This is a genomic window from Acidovorax sp. Root267 (genome assembly GCF_001429215.1).
Classification (GTDB): domain Bacteria; phylum Pseudomonadota; class Gammaproteobacteria; order Burkholderiales; family Burkholderiaceae_C; genus Acidovorax; species Acidovorax radicis.
In genome coordinates this window covers 878,571-894,635 of record NZ_LMJC01000001.1, presented here as the reverse complement: position 1 = coordinate 894,635, position 16,065 = coordinate 878,571, and the positions used below count along the sequence as shown (strand labels likewise).

The window sequence follows — 16,065 nt, the reverse complement described above, 5'->3', positions numbered from 1 at the left end:
GCCGGGGCTGCCGCGGAACTGGCTTTGCCAGGCCGCTGGCGGCGTCCCCCAGGAGGGAAGGCGCCGCAGGCGACTCAGGGGGCTTACCGAACACTGGTTTCGAGAGTTTGGTCGCGCGTGAACTTGAAGCGCGCCACCATGGCGATCTGGTCGGCTTTTTTGCGCATGTCGGCGCCAAATGCGCCAAAGGGGCCGGCTGCGCGGGCAATGGCCTCGGCGCGCCGGTCCAGCGTGGGGTTGCCCGAGCCTTGCACCACCTCGGTCTCCAGCACGCGGCCGTCGTGGTTGACGGTGACGATCATGGTCAGCTCGCCATACAGCTTCTTGCCGCCCTGTTCGGGGAAGTTTTCGGTGCCCTTGTCTTCCACCTTGCGGCGCAGGCCGTCGTAGTAAATGGCGTAGGCCTCTTCGCGTGTGGCGGGGCTGATGTAGCGCTTCTTGGGGCGCGAGTTTTCTTCGTTGATGCGCTTTTCGATCTCAGCCAGCAGCTTGACGAGCTGGCGGCGCTTTTCCTGCTCGTTCGCCTGCTCGGTGCTCTGGCTGGCCTGGCGCGGATCGGGCTCGGGCATGGTGGCCAGTTGCTTGCGCAGCTGGGCCAGCAGCTGCGCCTGCTGCTCCTGCATGGAATCCATCTTGCGCTGTGCTTCCTCAAAGTCGTCGCCGATGGCCGTGAGGGCCGAGTAGGGCAGGGGGCTGGTGGCCCGGCCCTTCTCGGCGTCGCCACCGCCTGCCAGGTTGGACTGGGCAATCGCCTGGGCCTTGTCGGGGCGCTCGTTGGACTTGGCATTGACCAGGATGACTTCGAGCGGCGTGTCCTGGAACACGCGGTTGAAACCCTCGGGGTCAATGAAGCGCACCGAGATGAGCGCGGCGTGCACGGCCACCGAGACGCCCAGCGCGAGCTGCAGCGTGCTGAAAGTGCGGAGGAAGGCGGGGAGTTTCATCGCCGGCAATTATCAGGGGGTATTTCGGGGCTGTCGGTGGCTGTGGGGGGGCAGTCAGGAAGCCGCGGCTGCCACAGCGGCTTCGGCAGGGGCCTCGTTCACATCCACCGCGATGGCGATCGGGCCGGCCACGGTGTCGTCGTCCTCGGCATCGTCCACCGGGCCGTCGTCGCTGGTGTCGGCCGGGTCGTCCAGGCGCTCGATCACGGTGCCGTGGATGTCGAGGGTGATTTCGTCCACCTCGCCCAGCTTGACCAGGAGGCGCGCGCCGCGCGGCAGGTTCTGCGCGCCCAGCACCGGGAAGACCAGCGGAATGTCGTCCGCCCGCACCAAAAAGCTGCCGCCCGGGCCTTCCTTGAAGACGGTGGCGTTCAGCTCGGTGATGCCGTTCTGCTCCACGTACTTGAGCGTCCAGAAGCGTTCCATGCCGCCCTGGTAGCCGTTGTAGGCGCTGTAGGCGCCGTCAAAGCTGCTGATGATGGAGAACAGGTCCGCATCCTTGGGCTTGAAAGGGGCGGCCAGCGCGGCGGTCTTGCCGTGGCGGGCGCAGGCAATGATCTGCCACTGATTGACCAGGTCGGTGTAGCGGCGCAGGGGCGAAGTAGCCCACGAATACGCTTTGACGCCGATGCCCGCGTGCGGCAGCGCCTTGGTGCCCATGCGCACCTTCACGCCCGGCGCCATGCTGGCCTGGCTGCGGTAGATGCCGGGCACGCCCAGCTCGGCCATCCAGCTGCCCCAGGTGCTGTTGGCCACGATCATGGCCTCCGCCACGATCAGGTCGAGCGGCGCGCCACGCTGGCGCACGCTGATCTGCACCTGCTCGTCGCCCGTGGGCTCGGCACCGTTGTTGCCAACCAGGCGGAAGTTGTAGTCCGGCCGGTTGAAGTTCTCGGGCTTGCCGCGCACCACCTCGCGGCGGGCCTTGAGGTCTTTGGCCAGGCGGTGCAAAAATGATAGCTGGGGGCGCAGGTCGGACAAGCGCTGCGGGTCGTTTTGGTGCTCAAAGGCCGGGTTGGACAGCCATTCTTCCGTCACCACCGCGTCAAGCTGGTCGTGGCGCAGGTTGGCGACCACATGCACGCGCTCGAGCTTGGTCTCGGAGCTCTTGAACTCCAGCGTGGCTTCGTCGATGGTCACGTACAGCGACACGGCCGGGTTGGCGCGGCCTTCGTCCAGCGTGTAGGTCTGCACCACATCGTCAGGCAGCATGGTGATCTTGTAGCCCGGCATGTACACCGTGGACAGGCGCGCGCGGCCGAGCTGGTCGATGGCGCTGCCCGGCTGGATCGCCAGGCCCGGCGCGGCGATGTGGATGCCCAGCACCACCGTGCCCGTGCCCGTGCCCAGGCCCTGCACCGACAGCGCATCGTCGATTTCGGTGGTCTGCGAATCGTCGATGGAGTACGCCTGCGCGGTGGACAGCGGCAGCTCGTCGGCAATGGCGGGTGCCGTGACGGCCGGAAAGCCCGTGCCCTTGGGGAAGTTCTCGAACAGAAAGCGCTTCCAGTGGAACTGGTAGGCTGAATCGATGGCGCCGGCCTTTTGCAGCAGGTCGAGCGGCGCGGTGTGCGTGGCGCGGCTGGCGTCCACCACGGCCTTGTATTCGGGCGCGTTCTTGTCCGGTTTGAACAGGATCTTGTAGAGCTGGTCGCGGATGGGCTGCGGGCATTCGCCGCGTCCGAGGGCCGCGGCCCACTCGTCGATCTGCGCAAGCAGGGCTTTTTTCTTCTCGATGGCGGCCAGCGCCTGCTGCAGGATCTCGGCCGATGCCTTCTTGAACCGGCCCTTGCCCGCGCGGCGGAAGTAGTGCGGCGCGTCGTACAGGCGGAACAGGGCGCCGGCCTGCTGGACCAGGGTGGCGTTCTCGGAGAAATAGTCGCGCGCCAAGTCGGCAAAGCCGAATTCGTCTTCGGGCGCGAACTCCCAGGCCAGGTCCAGTTCTATGGACTCGGCCACGGCCTGCGCCTGGGCGATGAGTTCCGCCGGGGCCGGCTTTTCGAACTTCAGGAGGATGTTGGCGGCCTTGACCTTGACCCGCTTGCCGGAGTCGAGCTCGACCTGGGCGGATGTGTCGGCTTCGGACAGGATACGGCCGGCCATGAATTTGCCAGCTTCTTCAAACAATGCATGCATGGGCGGCATTGTCCCATGGGTGCCAAGCCGGTCCGGCGGCCCATAGGAACCTGCCGAATTTGGAAATCGTCGGCTGTAAATCGGCCGCAGCGGTCCATTTTTGGCTCCGCCGCTCTTCGAGAACACCGTCTTTTTGCCCCATGGCTCGGCTATGGGGCTGCAAATTCGGCAAAAACTGTCCTCGCTGGGGCCGGTTTCCGCTATCGACGCTCCAAGTCCGACAGGCTCCTAGGCCGCCCCTATGATCCAGGGCTTTACACGATGGCCCGGTTCTTTCGACATGTTTTTTGATGCCATTGCCGTTCCGCTGGCCTTGCTCGCAGTGGCTTTGCCGTTTCTGTTTGCCGTCACCGACGCCCCGATCGCCAACTTCTGGCCGCTGTTGACGTCCTGGGTGTGTGGGGCGGTGCTCTTGCTGCTGGCTGCCGGGTGGGCACGCGCCGGGGTATGGCGGCGCCAGGGGCCTGTGGGGTGGGGTTGGCTGCTGGCGGGTGGGCTGGGATTGGCTGCGCTGGTGGCCAGCGTCATCGGACTGGTGCAGTACCTGGTCGGCGACGTGGGGCTGGGGCCGTGGATTCACGCCTCGGTGCCGGGCCAGGCGGTGGGCAACCTGCGCCAGCGCAACCAGCAGGCCACCCTGCTCAGCCTGGGCGCATGGGCCTGGCTGTGGTGGACGCTGCATGCCCGGCCGCAAGGCAGCGCGGACTTGATCGGGGCGCCTGCAGGTCCAGGCCGGCTGCCTTTCTCGGGGTTGTGGAACATGCTGGCCCCCGTGGTCCTGATGTGGATCGCTGTCGGCGGGGCCGCCACGGCATCGCGGACCGGGGTGGTGCAATGGCTGCTCATCCTGGCGCTTCTGGCTCTGTGGCGTGGCGCGGGCCGTGGTGGGGCGCTGCGCCTGGGCATTGCGGGTTTTGCGGTTTTTCTGGTGGCTGCCTGGGTGTTGCCCGAGGCGCTCTGGAAGTTCCAGGGCGTGCGTGTCGATGCCCTGTTCCATCGCTTCACCGATGGGTCGCACGCCTGCACCAGCCGGCGGGTGTTGTGGTCCAACGTGCTCACCCTGATGGCGCAGAAGCCGTGGCTGGGCTGGGGCTGGGGCGAGCTGGATTACGCGCACTACATCACGCTGTTCCCCGGCGAGCGCTTTTGTGTGCTGCTGGACAACGCGCACAACCTGCCCCTGCACCTGGCCGTGGAGCTGGGCCTGCCCGCAGCCGTGGCGTTGTGCGGGGCCGTCGTTGCATGGGGCCTGTGGGCCCGGCCTTGGCGCGAAACGGAGCCTGTGCGCCAGCTGGCCTGGGGGGTGTTGGCGATCATCGGATTGCACAGCATGCTGGAATACCCGCTGTGGTACGGGCCGTTCCAGTTGGTGGCCTTGTTGTCGGTGGCAATCCTGGTCTGGCCCCGGCGCGATGAAGAATCGGAAGGACACGCGTGGCGAGCGGGGGCTGCGGCGCTGGTGGCCGCCGTGGCGATTCTGGGGGTGTGTGGTGTTGCCGCCTGGGACTACCACCGCGTGAGCCAGCTTTACAAGCCCAGCGCGCAGCGGGCTGCGGCGTACCGCGAGGACACGCAAGCCAAGGTGTCCCATTCGCTGCTGTTTTCAAGCCAGCTGGATTTTGCGCGCTTGACCACCACGGGGCTGACCCGGGACAACGCAGCGCGCATGAACGCCCTGGCCCAGGAGCTGCTGCATTACTCACCCGAGCCCCGCATCATCGAGGCGCTGGTCGAAAGCGCCGTCATGCTGGGCAAGGACGACGAAGCGGCTTTCCACATGAAGCGCTACCGCGCGGCCTACCCGGACGACTATGCCCGCTGGATGGGTGCGGGAGGCAACCGGGCATCCCAGGCACATTGAACAGCTTCTGATGCGCTGGTGCCCCTGGCGCCTGGGCGATGTCAGGCCAGGTCGAGGAACTCCGTCACCTGGGGCAGGTAGTCGCTGAAATTGGCGAGGGCGTGCTCTCCGCCTTCTTGCACCACCAGCCGTGCTTGCGGGTAGCGCGCCACCATTTCACGCCAGTCCAGCACCTCGTCGCCCTTGGCAATGATGGCCATCTCCGGCGCGGCGGGTGGCTGGCCCGTGGTGTCGAGCGCGCGCAGCTCGTCAATATATTCAGGCTGGAAGTAAAACCGCTCGGCCGGGTCGTGCCAGGCGGTCTGCTCGCCGATGTACCGCGCGAGGTCGCGCGCCGGGTGCACGGCTGGATTGAGCATGACGCTGGGGCAGCCCTTGTGCCGCGCCACCCAGCTGGCGTAAAAGCCGCCGAGCGACGAGCCGATCACCGCCATCGCGCTGCCGGGCCACAGGGCAATGCCTTGCGCCACCAGGTCCATCGCTGCCTTGGGGGATGGGGGCAGCTGGGGGCACCAGAAGGTGACGCCAGGGTGGCGCCGCGCCACATGCGCGGCCATCTGCCGGGCCTTGGCAGACTGGGGCGAAGAGCGAAAACCGTGCAGGTACAGAAGGTGGGTGGTGGTCATGGATGGGGAAAACGACAGGGCAGGGGAATCACTGCTGCAAAGGGGATGGCCGGGACATAAGATGCATGGCATGGGCGCCACGCGGTGCGCCCGCTGCCTTGATCCCCACCATGACTGATTTTGCCCCGCTTTCCACCGCCAGACGCTGGGCCCAGGGATCCGCCGACAAGCCGCCCACGTCGCTGGGCCGCTTTGAGCTGAAGAAGCTGCTGGGCCGGGGCGCCCAGGCCACGGTGTGGCTGGCGCTGGACCCGCGCCTGCAGCGCGAGGTGGCCATCAAGCTCATGCGCCCCGTGGAGGACCAGGACCCGTCGGTGCTCGAGCACTGGCTGCGCGAGGCGCGGCATGTGGGGCGTCTTGCGCACCCCTTCATCGTGCCGGTGTTCGAGGCCGATGTGCAGGGCCGCCAGCCCTACATCGTCTTCGAGTACGTGCCAGGCAAGACCCTGGCCGAACACCTGGCGCAGCAGGGGCGCTGCACGCCGCACGACGCGGTGGCGCTGATGGTGGACGTGCTGGATGGTCTGCAGGCAGCGCACCAGGCCGGCATCGTGCACCGCGACCTCAAGCCTTCCAACATCATGATCGACACCCAGCGCCACGCCCGGGTCATGGACTTTGGCATGGCGGCACCGGTGCAGGCCGCGCCGGATTCACAGCTGGCCAGTGGCACCCCGGCGTACCTCGCGCCCGAGGCGGCTGCCGGGGAGGCCCCCGCGCCGGCCATGGATGTGTATTCGGCCGCCCTGGTGCTGGTGGAGATGCTCACGGGCCAGCCGCTGATCCACCAGAAAGACACCTGGCAGGCGCTGTACCGCATCGCCAACGAAACCCTGGTGCTGCCCGAAGACCTCGGGCCGGGTGTGGATGACGGCCTGCGGGCCGTTTTGCAACGTGCGATGGCGCGCGAGCCGGGCCAGCGCTACCCGTCGGCGGCGGAGTTCCGCGATGCCTTGCGTGCCTGGGCCGCACCCGCCAGCGCGCCCACGGCGGCCAGCAACGCCACACTGGATTTCCTGCTGCGGCGCATGCGCCACAAGAGCGACTTTCCGGCGCTGTCGGACTCGGTGGCCCGTATCCAGCGCGTGGCCAACTCGGAGGACGACAGCATCAGCGATCTCACGCACGAGATCCTCAAGGACGTGGCGCTCACCAACAAGCTGCTGCGCCTGGTCAACAGCGTGCATTTTGCGCATGCGGGCCGGGGCACCATCAGCACCGTGTCGCGGGCCGTGAGCCTGGTGGGCTTCAACGCCGTGCGCAACATGGCGCTCAGCCTGGTGCTGCTGGACCACATGCAGGACAAGGCCCATGCGAGCCAGATGCGCGAGGAGTTTTTGCGCGCCATGATGGCGGGGTCGGTGGCTGCTGAGCTGTGCGAGCCCGGTCAGGCGGCCGAAGAAGCCTTCATTGGCGCGATGTTCCAGAACCTGGGCCGCATGTTGTGCGAGTTCTACTTTCCGGAAGAGGCGCGGCAGGTGCGCTCCCTGCTGGCGTCTGGCCGCGTGGAGGGGGGCGAAGAGTCGGCCGCGCTCCAGGTGCTGGGCCTGGGGTTCGAGGACCTGGGAGTGGGCGTGGCCCGCGTCTGGGGTCTGCCCGAAAGCCTGCAGCGCTGCATGCGCAAGCCCATGGGCTCGCCCATGCAACGCGCGCCGGAGCAGGGCGTGGAGCGCCTGCGGTGGGTGGCGATGGCGGCCAATGAGGTGGCCAGCACCCTGCTGCTCGGCGAGGCGGCGTCGCTGGAGTCGCGCCTGGGGCAGATCGGCACACGCTATTCCCGCACGCTGGCGCTGTCCGCAGCCGCTATTTCCGAGGCCACCTTGCGTGCCCGCCACAAGCTCGTGGCGCTGGCTGAGGCGCTGGACCTGCGCGTGGACCCCGGGACGCCTGCGGCACGGCTGCTGCAGCTGCCTCCGGCCGCCGGTATCGGGCCCGCGCAGGACGACGCCCTGGGGTCGCACGAGTTGCGGGCCAGCGAAACCCAGCCCCTGCCAGCGGTGCTCGAATCGCAGGCCAGTGGTGTGGTGTCGGTTGCGCAGGTCAATGAGGTGCTGGCAGCGGGCATCCAGGACATCACCAACGCCATGGTCGAGAGTTTTCAGCTCAATGACGTGTTGCGCATGATCCTGGAGACCATGTTCCGCGCGCTGGGGTTTCGGCGCATGGTGTTTTGCCTGCGCGAGGCGCGCACCGACATGCTGACCGGCCGCTTTGGCCTGGGCGAGGGCAGCGACGCCGCCGTGCGCGCCATGAAAGTCCCGCTCAAGGCGCCGGGCGACCTGTTTGCGGCCGTCTGCCTGCGCGGCGCAGACACGCTCATCAACGATGCGACAGAGCCCAGGATGCAGGCCCGCCTGCCCGAGTGGTACCGCACGGGGCTCAATGCCCCGTCGTTCCTGCTGCTTCCGTTGCAGATCAAGGGCCAGACGTTTGCACTCATCTATGCCGACCAGTCCACGGCCGGGGGCATCGTGGTAGATGACAAGGCCCTGGGCCTGCTGCGCACACTGCGCAACCAGGCCGTGATGGCGTTCCGCCAGGCGGGATGACGACCGCCGGGCGCGGGTTCTGGTGCAGGGGTGACCCAGCGCCCCGATAATCTAGCGATGGCCGTTGTTTTTGAAAAGCCCTCGCTCGCCCAGCGTTTTCTTCCCCTGTTCCGCGGGTTCGACCTGCCGCTTATCCTGGTGGTGCTGCTGCTCGCCTGCGCCGGGCTGGTGGCCATGTATTCCTCGGGCTTCGACCATGGGACGCGCTTTTCTGACCATGGGCGCAACATGCTCATAGCGGGCGCCATCCTGTTCATGGTGGCCCAGGTGCCGCCGCAGAAAATCATGGTATTTGCCGTACCACTGTATGCGGCCGGAGTGGCGCTGCTTTTTGCGGTGGCGCTGTTCGGCATCACCAAAAAAGGTGCAACGCGCTGGGTCAATGTAGGCATCGTCATCCAGCCGAGCGAGATCCTGAAAATCGCCATGCCTCTGATGCTGGCCTGGTGGTTCCAGAAGCGCGAGGGCACCCTGCGCCCGCTCGATTTTGCGGCGGCGGGGCTGCTGCTGGCCATTCCGGTGGGGCTGATCATGAAGCAGCCGGACCTGGGAACCTCGCTGCTGGTTCTGGCCGCAGGGCTGTCGGTGATATTTTTTGCAGGCCTGTCGTGGAAGTTGATCTTGCCGCCCGTGCTGATTGGCGGCGCAGGCATCTTCACGCTGGTGCTGCTGGGCGACCAGCTGTGCGCAGACGGCGTGCGCTGGGTGGTGCTGCACGACTACCAGCAGCAGCGCATCTGTACCTTGCTCGACCCCACGCGCGACCCGCTGGGCAAGGGGTTTCACATCATCCAGGGCATGATCGCCATCGGCTCCGGGGGGATGTGGGGCAAGGGATTCATGGCCGGCACGCAGACGCACCTGGAGTTCATTCCCGAGCGCACCACCGACTTCATCTTTGCCGCGTTCTCCGAAGAGTTCGGGTTGGCGGGCAACCTTTTTCTGCTGGTCTGCTTCCTGATGCTCGTCTGGCGTGGCCTGGCCATCGCCGCAGGTGCCACCAGCCTGTTCGGGCGCTTGATGGCCGGGGCGGTCTCGATGATCTTCTTCACCTATGCCTTCGTGAACATGGGCATGGTCAGCGGCATCCTGCCCGTGGTGGGCGTGCCGCTGCCTTTCATCAGCTACGGCGGCACTGCGATGGTGACGCTGGGCCTGGCGCTGGGCATCCTGATGTCGGTGGCCCGGGCGCAGAAGCAGGACCCCAAGGACGCTCGGCCCGCGCTGTAAGACCGTGCTTGCGATCCCCTGGGGATCGTGAACAGGTTCTAGGGTCTCTGTCCAGGCGTTGCGCGTGTGGCGGCAAGAGGGTACAAACCTGCAGGCCAACTGTGCCTTGGCCCATGCAACCGGAGGGATTCCCTATGGCGGCGAAGTTCGAGCTGAAGAAGTCGAAGAACGATAAATTTGTCTTCAACCTGCTGGCCACCAATGGCCAAGTCATCCTGACCAGCGAGCTGTATGAATCACGGGCCAGCGCGCTGAATGGCATTGAATCCGTGCGCAAGAACGCCCCGGACGATGGCCGCTTTGGGCGCCTGAGCGCCAAGGACGGATCGCCCTATTTCACGCTCAAGGCGGGCAATGGCCAGGTCATCGGGCAAAGCCAGATGTACTCCGGTGCCAAGGCGCGCGATGCAGGCATCGAGTCTGTGCAAACCCACGCACCACAAGCCGTCCTGGATGATCAGGCGGCAGCCTGACGCCGCGGCCGGTTGCGCGGCGGCATAGGGGCATGTGCCCCCTTGCGCCGCGGGGCGGGGCTGCGCGCCTAAAATGCCCCGATGACTTTCCGCTCCACCACTGCCGCGCCCCAGCGTGCGGCCACCAGCCAGCGCATTGATGTCGCTCGCGAATTGCTGTTGACCCCGTTTGGGCTTGATGAAAGCCATCTGGCGCGGGCCCTGGCCGAGATCCGGACCCACCAGGTGGATGACGCCGACCTGTACTTCCAGTACACGCGCAGCGAAGGGTGGAGCCTGGAAGAGGGCATTGTCAAAACGGGCTCCTTCAGCATTGATCAGGGCGTGGGCGTGCGCGCGGTGAGCGGCGAGAAGACGGCGTTTGCCTACTCGGACGACATTTCAGAGGCGTCCTTGCTGGACGCAGCCCGCACTGTGCGCTCTATTTCGGCAGTAGCGCAGGCTGGTAAAGTGCGAGTAGCTCCTAAAAAAGTAGCGGCTGGCCGCAGTCTCTATCCAGGTGTGGACCCGATTGCATCGCTCGACAGCACGGCCAAGGTGGCTTTGCTGGAAAAGCTGGAGCAGCGTGCCCGTGCCAAGGACCCGCGTGTTGCGCAGGTCATGGCGGGGCTGGCCAGCGAATACGACGTGGTGCTGGTGGCCCGGGCCGATGGCACGCTGGCGGCCGACGTGCGCCCGCTGGTGCGGCTGTCGGTCACCGTGATCGCCGAGCAAAACGGCCGGCGCGAGATGGGCTCTGCCGGTGGTGGCGGTCGTTTTGGCCTGGCCTACTTCGACGACGAGCAAATGGGCAAATACGTGGACGAGGCGGTGAATGCTGCCCTGGTCAACCTCGAATCGCGCCCTGCTCCTGCGGGTGAGATGACCGTGGTGCTAGGCTCGGGCTGGCCCGGTATCCTGTTGCACGAAGCCATTGGCCACGGACTGGAAGGGGACTTCAATCGCAAGGGCTCCAGCGCCTTCAGCGGCCGCATCGGCCAGCGGGTGGCGGCCAAGGGTGTGACGGTACTGGATGACGGCACGATTGCCGATCGCCGGGGTTCGCTCAATGTGGACGACGAAGGCCATGCCAGCCAGCGCAACGTGCTGATCGAGGACGGCATCTTGAAGGGCTACATCCAGGACTCGCTCAACGCGCGCCTGATGGGCGTGGCCCCCACCGGCAACGGTCGGCGCGAGAGTTATGCCCATATCCCCATGCCGCGCATGACCAACACCTACATGCTGGGCGGCGACAAAGACCCGCAGGAGATCATCGCCAGCATCAAGAAGGGTCTGTACGCCAGCAACTTCGGCGGCGGGCAGGTGGACATCACCTCGGGCAAGTTCGTTTTCTCGGCCAGCGAAGCGTATTGGGTCGAGAATGGCAAGATCCAATACCCCGTGAAGGGCGCGACCATCATTGGCAGCGGCCCTGAGTCGCTCAAGAAGGTCACCATGATCGGCAACGACATGCGCCTGGACAGCGGCGTGGGCACCTGTGGCAAGGAAGGCCAGAGCGTGCCGGTGGGCGTGGGCCAGCCTACGTTGCGCATCGAAGGACTGACGGTGGGTGGAACGGCCTGAAGAAGGCGGACACAGAAGGCTTGTGTGGCATTTCGACAACGCATTCTTCGCGGGCTGGGCCGGGTGGCCTGCCTGTGTGGCTTGGCCTGTACGAGCGGTACTGTCTTCGCGCAGCAGTGCCTGGCCGCGAATGACAACCCATTGGCGCCGGTGCGCAAGCTTTTTGTCATCGCCGGGCAGTCCAATGCCGTGGGCTTGGCGTCTGTCAAGGACATCACGCAGGGTCCCAATAATTACGTTCAGGAAGACACCGTTTTCCCGAATGTGAAGATCTATGGCATCTTCAATGCGGAGCCGGACATTGCGGGCAAGGACGATGCCATACAGTCCCGCACGGTCAGTTGGAGCCGTTTCGCGACATGGCAGACCGCACGACCTGGTTTTGGCTACAAAAACGTCGCCAACGTGCCCCAGTTTTTCCCCCCAGGTTCCGGCGCACAGGACATGTTCGGGCCTGAGTTGTACCTTGCGCGCTATTTGAACGATCGATCGCCGAAAGATCATTACATTGTGAAACTGGCGATTTCAAACACTTCGTTGAGCCCGGTCGCTGATGCCGACAACTGGTCTGCAGGCAGCCGGTTGTATCAGGAGCTCATGAAGATGATCGCGGATGCCCACAATTCCAGGCGTGCGGACGTGAACCTGAGGGTGGCCGGTATATTTTTCATGCAAGGCGAGACCGATGCGATGCATGAGATATCGGCAAGGAACTACGAAAAGAACATCAAGGGGTTCATACGGCGCTTCCGCCAGGATGTTCACGTTATGAACTGTGCGGGGACCAAGGATGTGCCCGTCGTGCTGGGGAGGATTCAGAAAAATTCTGCGTGGGCGCATGCGAAAGCCGTGCGCCGTGGCCAGCAGAACGCGGCGAGGGAACTGCCGGGTGTCAGCTTGGTGAACACGGATGATTTTTCTCGATGGCTTGACGCCAGTGGGCTGCACTTTAATGAGTATGGTCAGGCCCATCTGGGCAAGCGTGTCTACCAGGCCTTTTTTCCTCCTCGGTGAGAACTGTGGACTGAAGCAGCCAATCCGGTGAATCATGGGGGGCGGCCGGGTTTTCCCGGATTGGCGAATGGAAAAGATTATTTTTGTGGAATGCAATGAACATATTGGGAATATCTGCGTACTATCATGACAGCGCGGCAGCGCTATTGCGATCAGGCAGGATCGTTGCTGCGGCCCAGGAAGAGCGTTTCACACGGAAAAAGCATGATGAACGGTTTCCAAGGAACGCGGTCCAGTATTGCCTGGCCCAGGCGAATGTTCAGGTCCACGAACTGGACTCCATCGTTTTCTATGACAAACCCATTCTCAAGTTCGAGCGTTTGCTCGATACCTATTTGAGCTATGCGCCCCGTGGGTTTCGTTCTTTTGTCATGGCCGTGCCTGTCTGGCTCAAGGAAAAGCTGTATCTGAAAAGGACACTCCGGCAGGAGCTGGCCGGTCTGCTTTCCTGCAAGGAGTCGGAGCTTCCTCCCATCCTGTTTGCCGAGCACCATGAGTCGCATGCGGCATCCGCCTTCTATCCGAGCCCGTATGAAACGGCGGCCGTGTTGTGCCTGGACGGGGTAGGTGAGTGGGCGACCACGTCGGCCTGGCTGGGGAGAGGTTCGGAATTAACCCCTTTGTGGCAAATCGACTTCCCGCACTCGCTGGGGTTGTTGTATTCGGCATTCACCTATTACCTCGGGTTCAAGGTGAACTCGGGGGAGTACAAACTCATGGGCCTCGCGCCCTATGGGAAACCCATTTATACCCAATTGATCTGGGATAACCTGATTGACCTCAAGGAGGACGGGAGTTTCCGCCTGGATCTGGACTATTTTGATTACTGCGCCGGATTGCGGATGACCAACCAGAAGTTCTCCGACCTGTTCGGTGGGCCGCCGCGAGACCCGGAGAGCGTGCCGACCCAGCGGGACATGGATCTGGCGGCATCCATCCAGGTGGTGACGGAAGACATCATCCTCAAACTGGCCCGGCAGCTCCAGAAAGACACGGGGGCCGAGTTTCTGTGCCTGGCGGGCGGGGTCGCCTTGAATTGTGTGGCCAATGGTCGCCTCTTGCGGGAGAACATTTTCAAGGATATCTGGATTCAACCCGCAGCCGGAGACGCAGGGGGCGCATTGGGCGCCGCCTACGCTGTCTATCACACCTACCGCAAACAAGACCGCGTGTATGTGCCGGGTGTCGATCAGATGCAGGGTTCCTTGCTCGGGCCGCGTTATGAACAGGCCGAGATCGTCGCGAAACTCGATGAACTGGGGGCGCACTACACCGTGGTGGAGCCGGACCAACTGTCTGACACGGTGGCGGACCTGCTGGCCAGTGAGAAGGTCGTGGGCTGGTTTCAGAACCGGATGGAGTTCGGCCCTCGGGCACTGGGCGCGCGGTCGATCATTGCGGATCCGCGCTCGAGTGCCATGCAGTCGCAGTTGAACCTGAAAATCAAGTTTCGTGAATCGTTCAGGCCTTTTGCCCCCGCCGTCAGGGAAGAGGCCGTGGGCCAGTACTTCCATCTGGACCGGCCGAGCCCCTACATGCTGTTGGTGGCGCAGGTCCATGAAGACATCCAGGCCCGGCCGGATCAGCCCCTGCATGGCTTGGCACAGCTGCATCAGGTCCGCTCGACGATTCCCGCTGTCACCCATGTGGATTACTCGGCACGGGTACAGACAGTGAGTGAAAGCAGCAATCCCGAATTCCACCGCCTGTTGAGTGCTTTTGAGCGCAAGACCGGTTGTTCGGTATTGGTCAACACCTCGTTCAATGTGCGCGGGGAGCCTATCGTCTGCACCCCGGAAGACGCATTCCGCTGTTTCATGGGCACGGATATGGACTACCTGGTATTGGGCAATGTTCTGCTGTTCAAAGGTGCACAAAAGGATGTCAAGATTGCCGCCCGCAAGGGTGCACTGGCGCTGGATTGATGAATATGATCAAAAATAATACGGAAGTCGTCACCAGTGACAGCGAACTGCGGAAATTCGGCTTTGTCATGGCAGGTTTTTTTGCCGTGGTTTTTGGCCTGTTTGTGCCCTGGTGGTGGTCTCTGAAATGGGCTTATTGGCCCTGGGGTGTCGCCGCAGTATTTCTGGTGTTTTCCGTTCTGAAACCCGCGGCCTTGAGTCTGGTGTACAAGGGCTGGATGCGGTTGGGCCGGGTGCTGGAGTGGGTGAATGTCAGAATTATTCTGGGGGTTGTCTTCTTCTTGGTCTTCATGCCCTTGGGGATGATCATGCGACTGCTTGGAAAAGATACGCTGCAAAAAAACTGGGATAAGCAGGCAGCGACATACCGGGTCAAAAAAATACCCAGGAAGGAAAATCACATGGAGCGTCAATTCTGATGTTGGAACTGATCAAGGAACTCATTCTGTTCTTTCGGGAGCACAAACGTTATGCACTGATCCCGGTGCTGTTGGTTTTGCTGCTTCTGGGGGCGCTCATTGTGTTTGGGCATGGCTCGGTATTTGCGCCTTTTATCTATACTCTGTTCTAGATCGATGAAGAAGTTCATATATATTCTTCTTCCTTCGCTGGTGCTGTGCGCACTTGTAGCTTTGGGGTATTGGGCTGGGCTGTATACGGTGGCTGGTCGGTTCGACAAAGTCATCCAGTGGGTTGAGCAAGGAGAAACATTGGCGGGAGTGCTGGCAGTGACTCCTTTGAAGGATGAGCAGCGCAATCACTATGCGCGCGCTTACACCAGTTCTGCGCCGGATACCCGCTCCATCAGTTGGTCTGTCCCCAATCAGCCAACTCCTTTTGTCGGCACTGCGCCGTCACCAGGGCAACACCAAAATGCATACATCAACTCCTGGCAAATGCGCAACAGGGAGGAGCTTCAGATGCCCAAGCCGGAGGGTGTTTATCGCATCTTTCTCACTGGCGGCTCCACAGCATATGGATCCGGTGCGCCGAGTCAGGAGCAGACCATTGGCAGCCTGTTGAATGATCTGCTCAATAAAAAGCTACCAAAAATCGGAGTGCGTTACGAGGTTTTTACTTTTGCCAATCCAGCCTGGGCTTCCACACAAGAGCGTATTGCCATTGAGAACTATCTTTCTGAGCTCCAGCCTGATCTGGTAATTTCATTGTCCGGAAATAACGATGTTTTTTGGGCGGATGCTGGCCGAAATGTTCTGTGGTTCAGTGCATTTGCAGATGACTATTTCAGGACACTGGCCAACACGGGTTTGAAGACGGCTGGTAGAAAGGAGTTGCCGGATCTACCGCAGGCACGTCCCCTGCCTCAGCCTGTGCCCGTGCAGACGGTTGCTTCTCGCCTCGAAAAAAATGCTCGACTGGGAGCGCATGCTCTTCAGAACGTGGATTGGGTCTTTTTCCTGCAGCCCACTCTTTCTGTGACAAAAAAATCTTTGAGTTCACGTGAAAAGGATTTTCTTTCCAATTCGAAAGAATATTACATGCAGTGCTATCAGGCAATTGCAGCCAGCCTGTCAGGCGTGAATTTGAAGAACTTCAAGTTTGTGGATCTGTCTGGGGTCTTCGATCGCTACGGGGCCGAGGACGACATGTTCCTGGATCAGTTTCATTTTGGGGACAAGGGTAATGCTGTCATTGCTCATGCCATCCTGGCCTCATTGACGCCGAAAATAGAAGGCAGTCTGCGCAAGCCCTAATCTTGTCTTAAAGCGTAGTCATGGTG

The 16,065-nt window shown here is 63.0% G+C and carries 13 protein-coding genes; 10 read left to right on the top strand and 3 right to left on the bottom strand.

The window, feature by feature from the left end; genetic code table 11:
• Window positions 1-83: 83 nt before the first annotated feature.
• The gene (locus tag ASE39_RS03930; protein WP_010466467.1) at window positions 84-944 is read right to left on the bottom strand and encodes a TonB family protein; all 861 of its coding nucleotides are present in this window, start codon (window positions 942-944) and stop codon (window positions 84-86) included.
• 54 nt (window positions 945-998) lie between these two features.
• Entirely contained in the window at window positions 999-3,080 is a 2,082-nt protein-coding gene (locus ASE39_RS03925; RefSeq protein WP_057270332.1) for an RNB domain-containing ribonuclease, read from the bottom strand.
• A 280-nt stretch (window positions 3,081-3,360) separates the two neighbouring features.
• On the opposite strand from ASE39_RS03925, the gene ASE39_RS03920 reads away from it, so the two are divergent.
• The gene (locus tag ASE39_RS03920; RefSeq protein ID WP_057270225.1) at window positions 3,361-4,941 is read left to right on the top strand and encodes a Wzy polymerase domain-containing protein; all 1,581 of its coding nucleotides are present in this window, start codon (window positions 3,361-3,363) and stop codon (window positions 4,939-4,941) included.
• A 41-nt stretch (window positions 4,942-4,982) separates the two neighbouring features.
• On the opposite strand, the gene ASE39_RS03915 is transcribed toward ASE39_RS03920, so the two are convergent.
• Window positions 4,983-5,567, bottom strand: coding sequence for a YqiA/YcfP family alpha/beta fold hydrolase (locus tag ASE39_RS03915; protein ID WP_029414339.1), 585 nt, complete (start codon window positions 5,565-5,567; stop codon window positions 4,983-4,985).
• 110 nt (window positions 5,568-5,677) lie between these two features.
• On the opposite strand from ASE39_RS03915, the gene ASE39_RS03910 reads away from it, so the two are divergent.
• From ASE39_RS03910 to ASE39_RS26205, 9 genes are all read left to right on the top strand, one after another.
• Window positions 5,678-8,116, top strand: coding sequence for a serine/threonine protein kinase (locus ASE39_RS03910; RefSeq protein ID WP_057270331.1), 2,439 nt, complete (start codon window positions 5,678-5,680; stop codon window positions 8,114-8,116).
• 57 nt (window positions 8,117-8,173) lie between these two features.
• Window positions 8,174-9,346 carry a rod shape-determining protein RodA gene (gene rodA / locus ASE39_RS03905; RefSeq protein ID WP_057270224.1) on the top strand — a complete coding sequence of 391 codons (1,173 nt, stop codon included), beginning with the start codon at window positions 8,174-8,176 and terminating at the stop codon, window positions 9,344-9,346.
• 134 nt (window positions 9,347-9,480) lie between these two features.
• Window positions 9,481-9,819, top strand: a complete 339-nt coding sequence (locus tag ASE39_RS03900; RefSeq protein ID WP_010466461.1) for a YegP family protein — start codon at window positions 9,481-9,483, stop codon at window positions 9,817-9,819.
• Window positions 9,820-9,900: 81 nt separating this feature from the next.
• Window positions 9,901-11,385 (top strand): metalloprotease TldD, encoded by a 1,485-nt coding sequence (gene tldD / locus ASE39_RS03895; protein ID WP_057226170.1) that lies wholly within the window; start codon window positions 9,901-9,903, stop codon window positions 11,383-11,385.
• A 24-nt stretch (window positions 11,386-11,409) separates the two neighbouring features.
• Window positions 11,410-12,399: a sialate O-acetylesterase gene (locus ASE39_RS03890; RefSeq protein WP_082615311.1), complete on the top strand. Its 990-nt coding sequence runs from the start codon at window positions 11,410-11,412 to the stop codon at window positions 12,397-12,399.
• Window positions 12,400-12,494: 95 nt separating this feature from the next.
• Window positions 12,495-14,324, top strand: coding sequence for a carbamoyltransferase (locus ASE39_RS03885; RefSeq protein ID WP_057270222.1), 1,830 nt, complete (start codon window positions 12,495-12,497; stop codon window positions 14,322-14,324).
• A complete protein-coding gene (locus ASE39_RS03880) occupies window positions 14,324-14,743 on the top strand; it encodes an SxtJ family membrane protein (protein ID WP_057270221.1) in 420 nt (139 codons plus the stop codon). The genes ASE39_RS03885 and ASE39_RS03880 overlap by 1 nt, the downstream gene beginning before the upstream one ends.
• Window positions 14,743-14,895, top strand: coding sequence for a DUF5989 family protein (locus ASE39_RS26845; RefSeq protein ID WP_198928100.1), 153 nt, complete (start codon window positions 14,743-14,745; stop codon window positions 14,893-14,895). The genes ASE39_RS03880 and ASE39_RS26845 overlap by 1 nt, the downstream gene beginning before the upstream one ends.
• Window positions 14,896-14,899: 4 nt before the next feature.
• Window positions 14,900-16,039: an SGNH/GDSL hydrolase family protein gene (locus ASE39_RS26205; protein ID WP_158004233.1), complete on the top strand. Its 1,140-nt coding sequence runs from the start codon at window positions 14,900-14,902 to the stop codon at window positions 16,037-16,039.
• Window positions 16,040-16,065 lie beyond the last annotated feature (26 nt).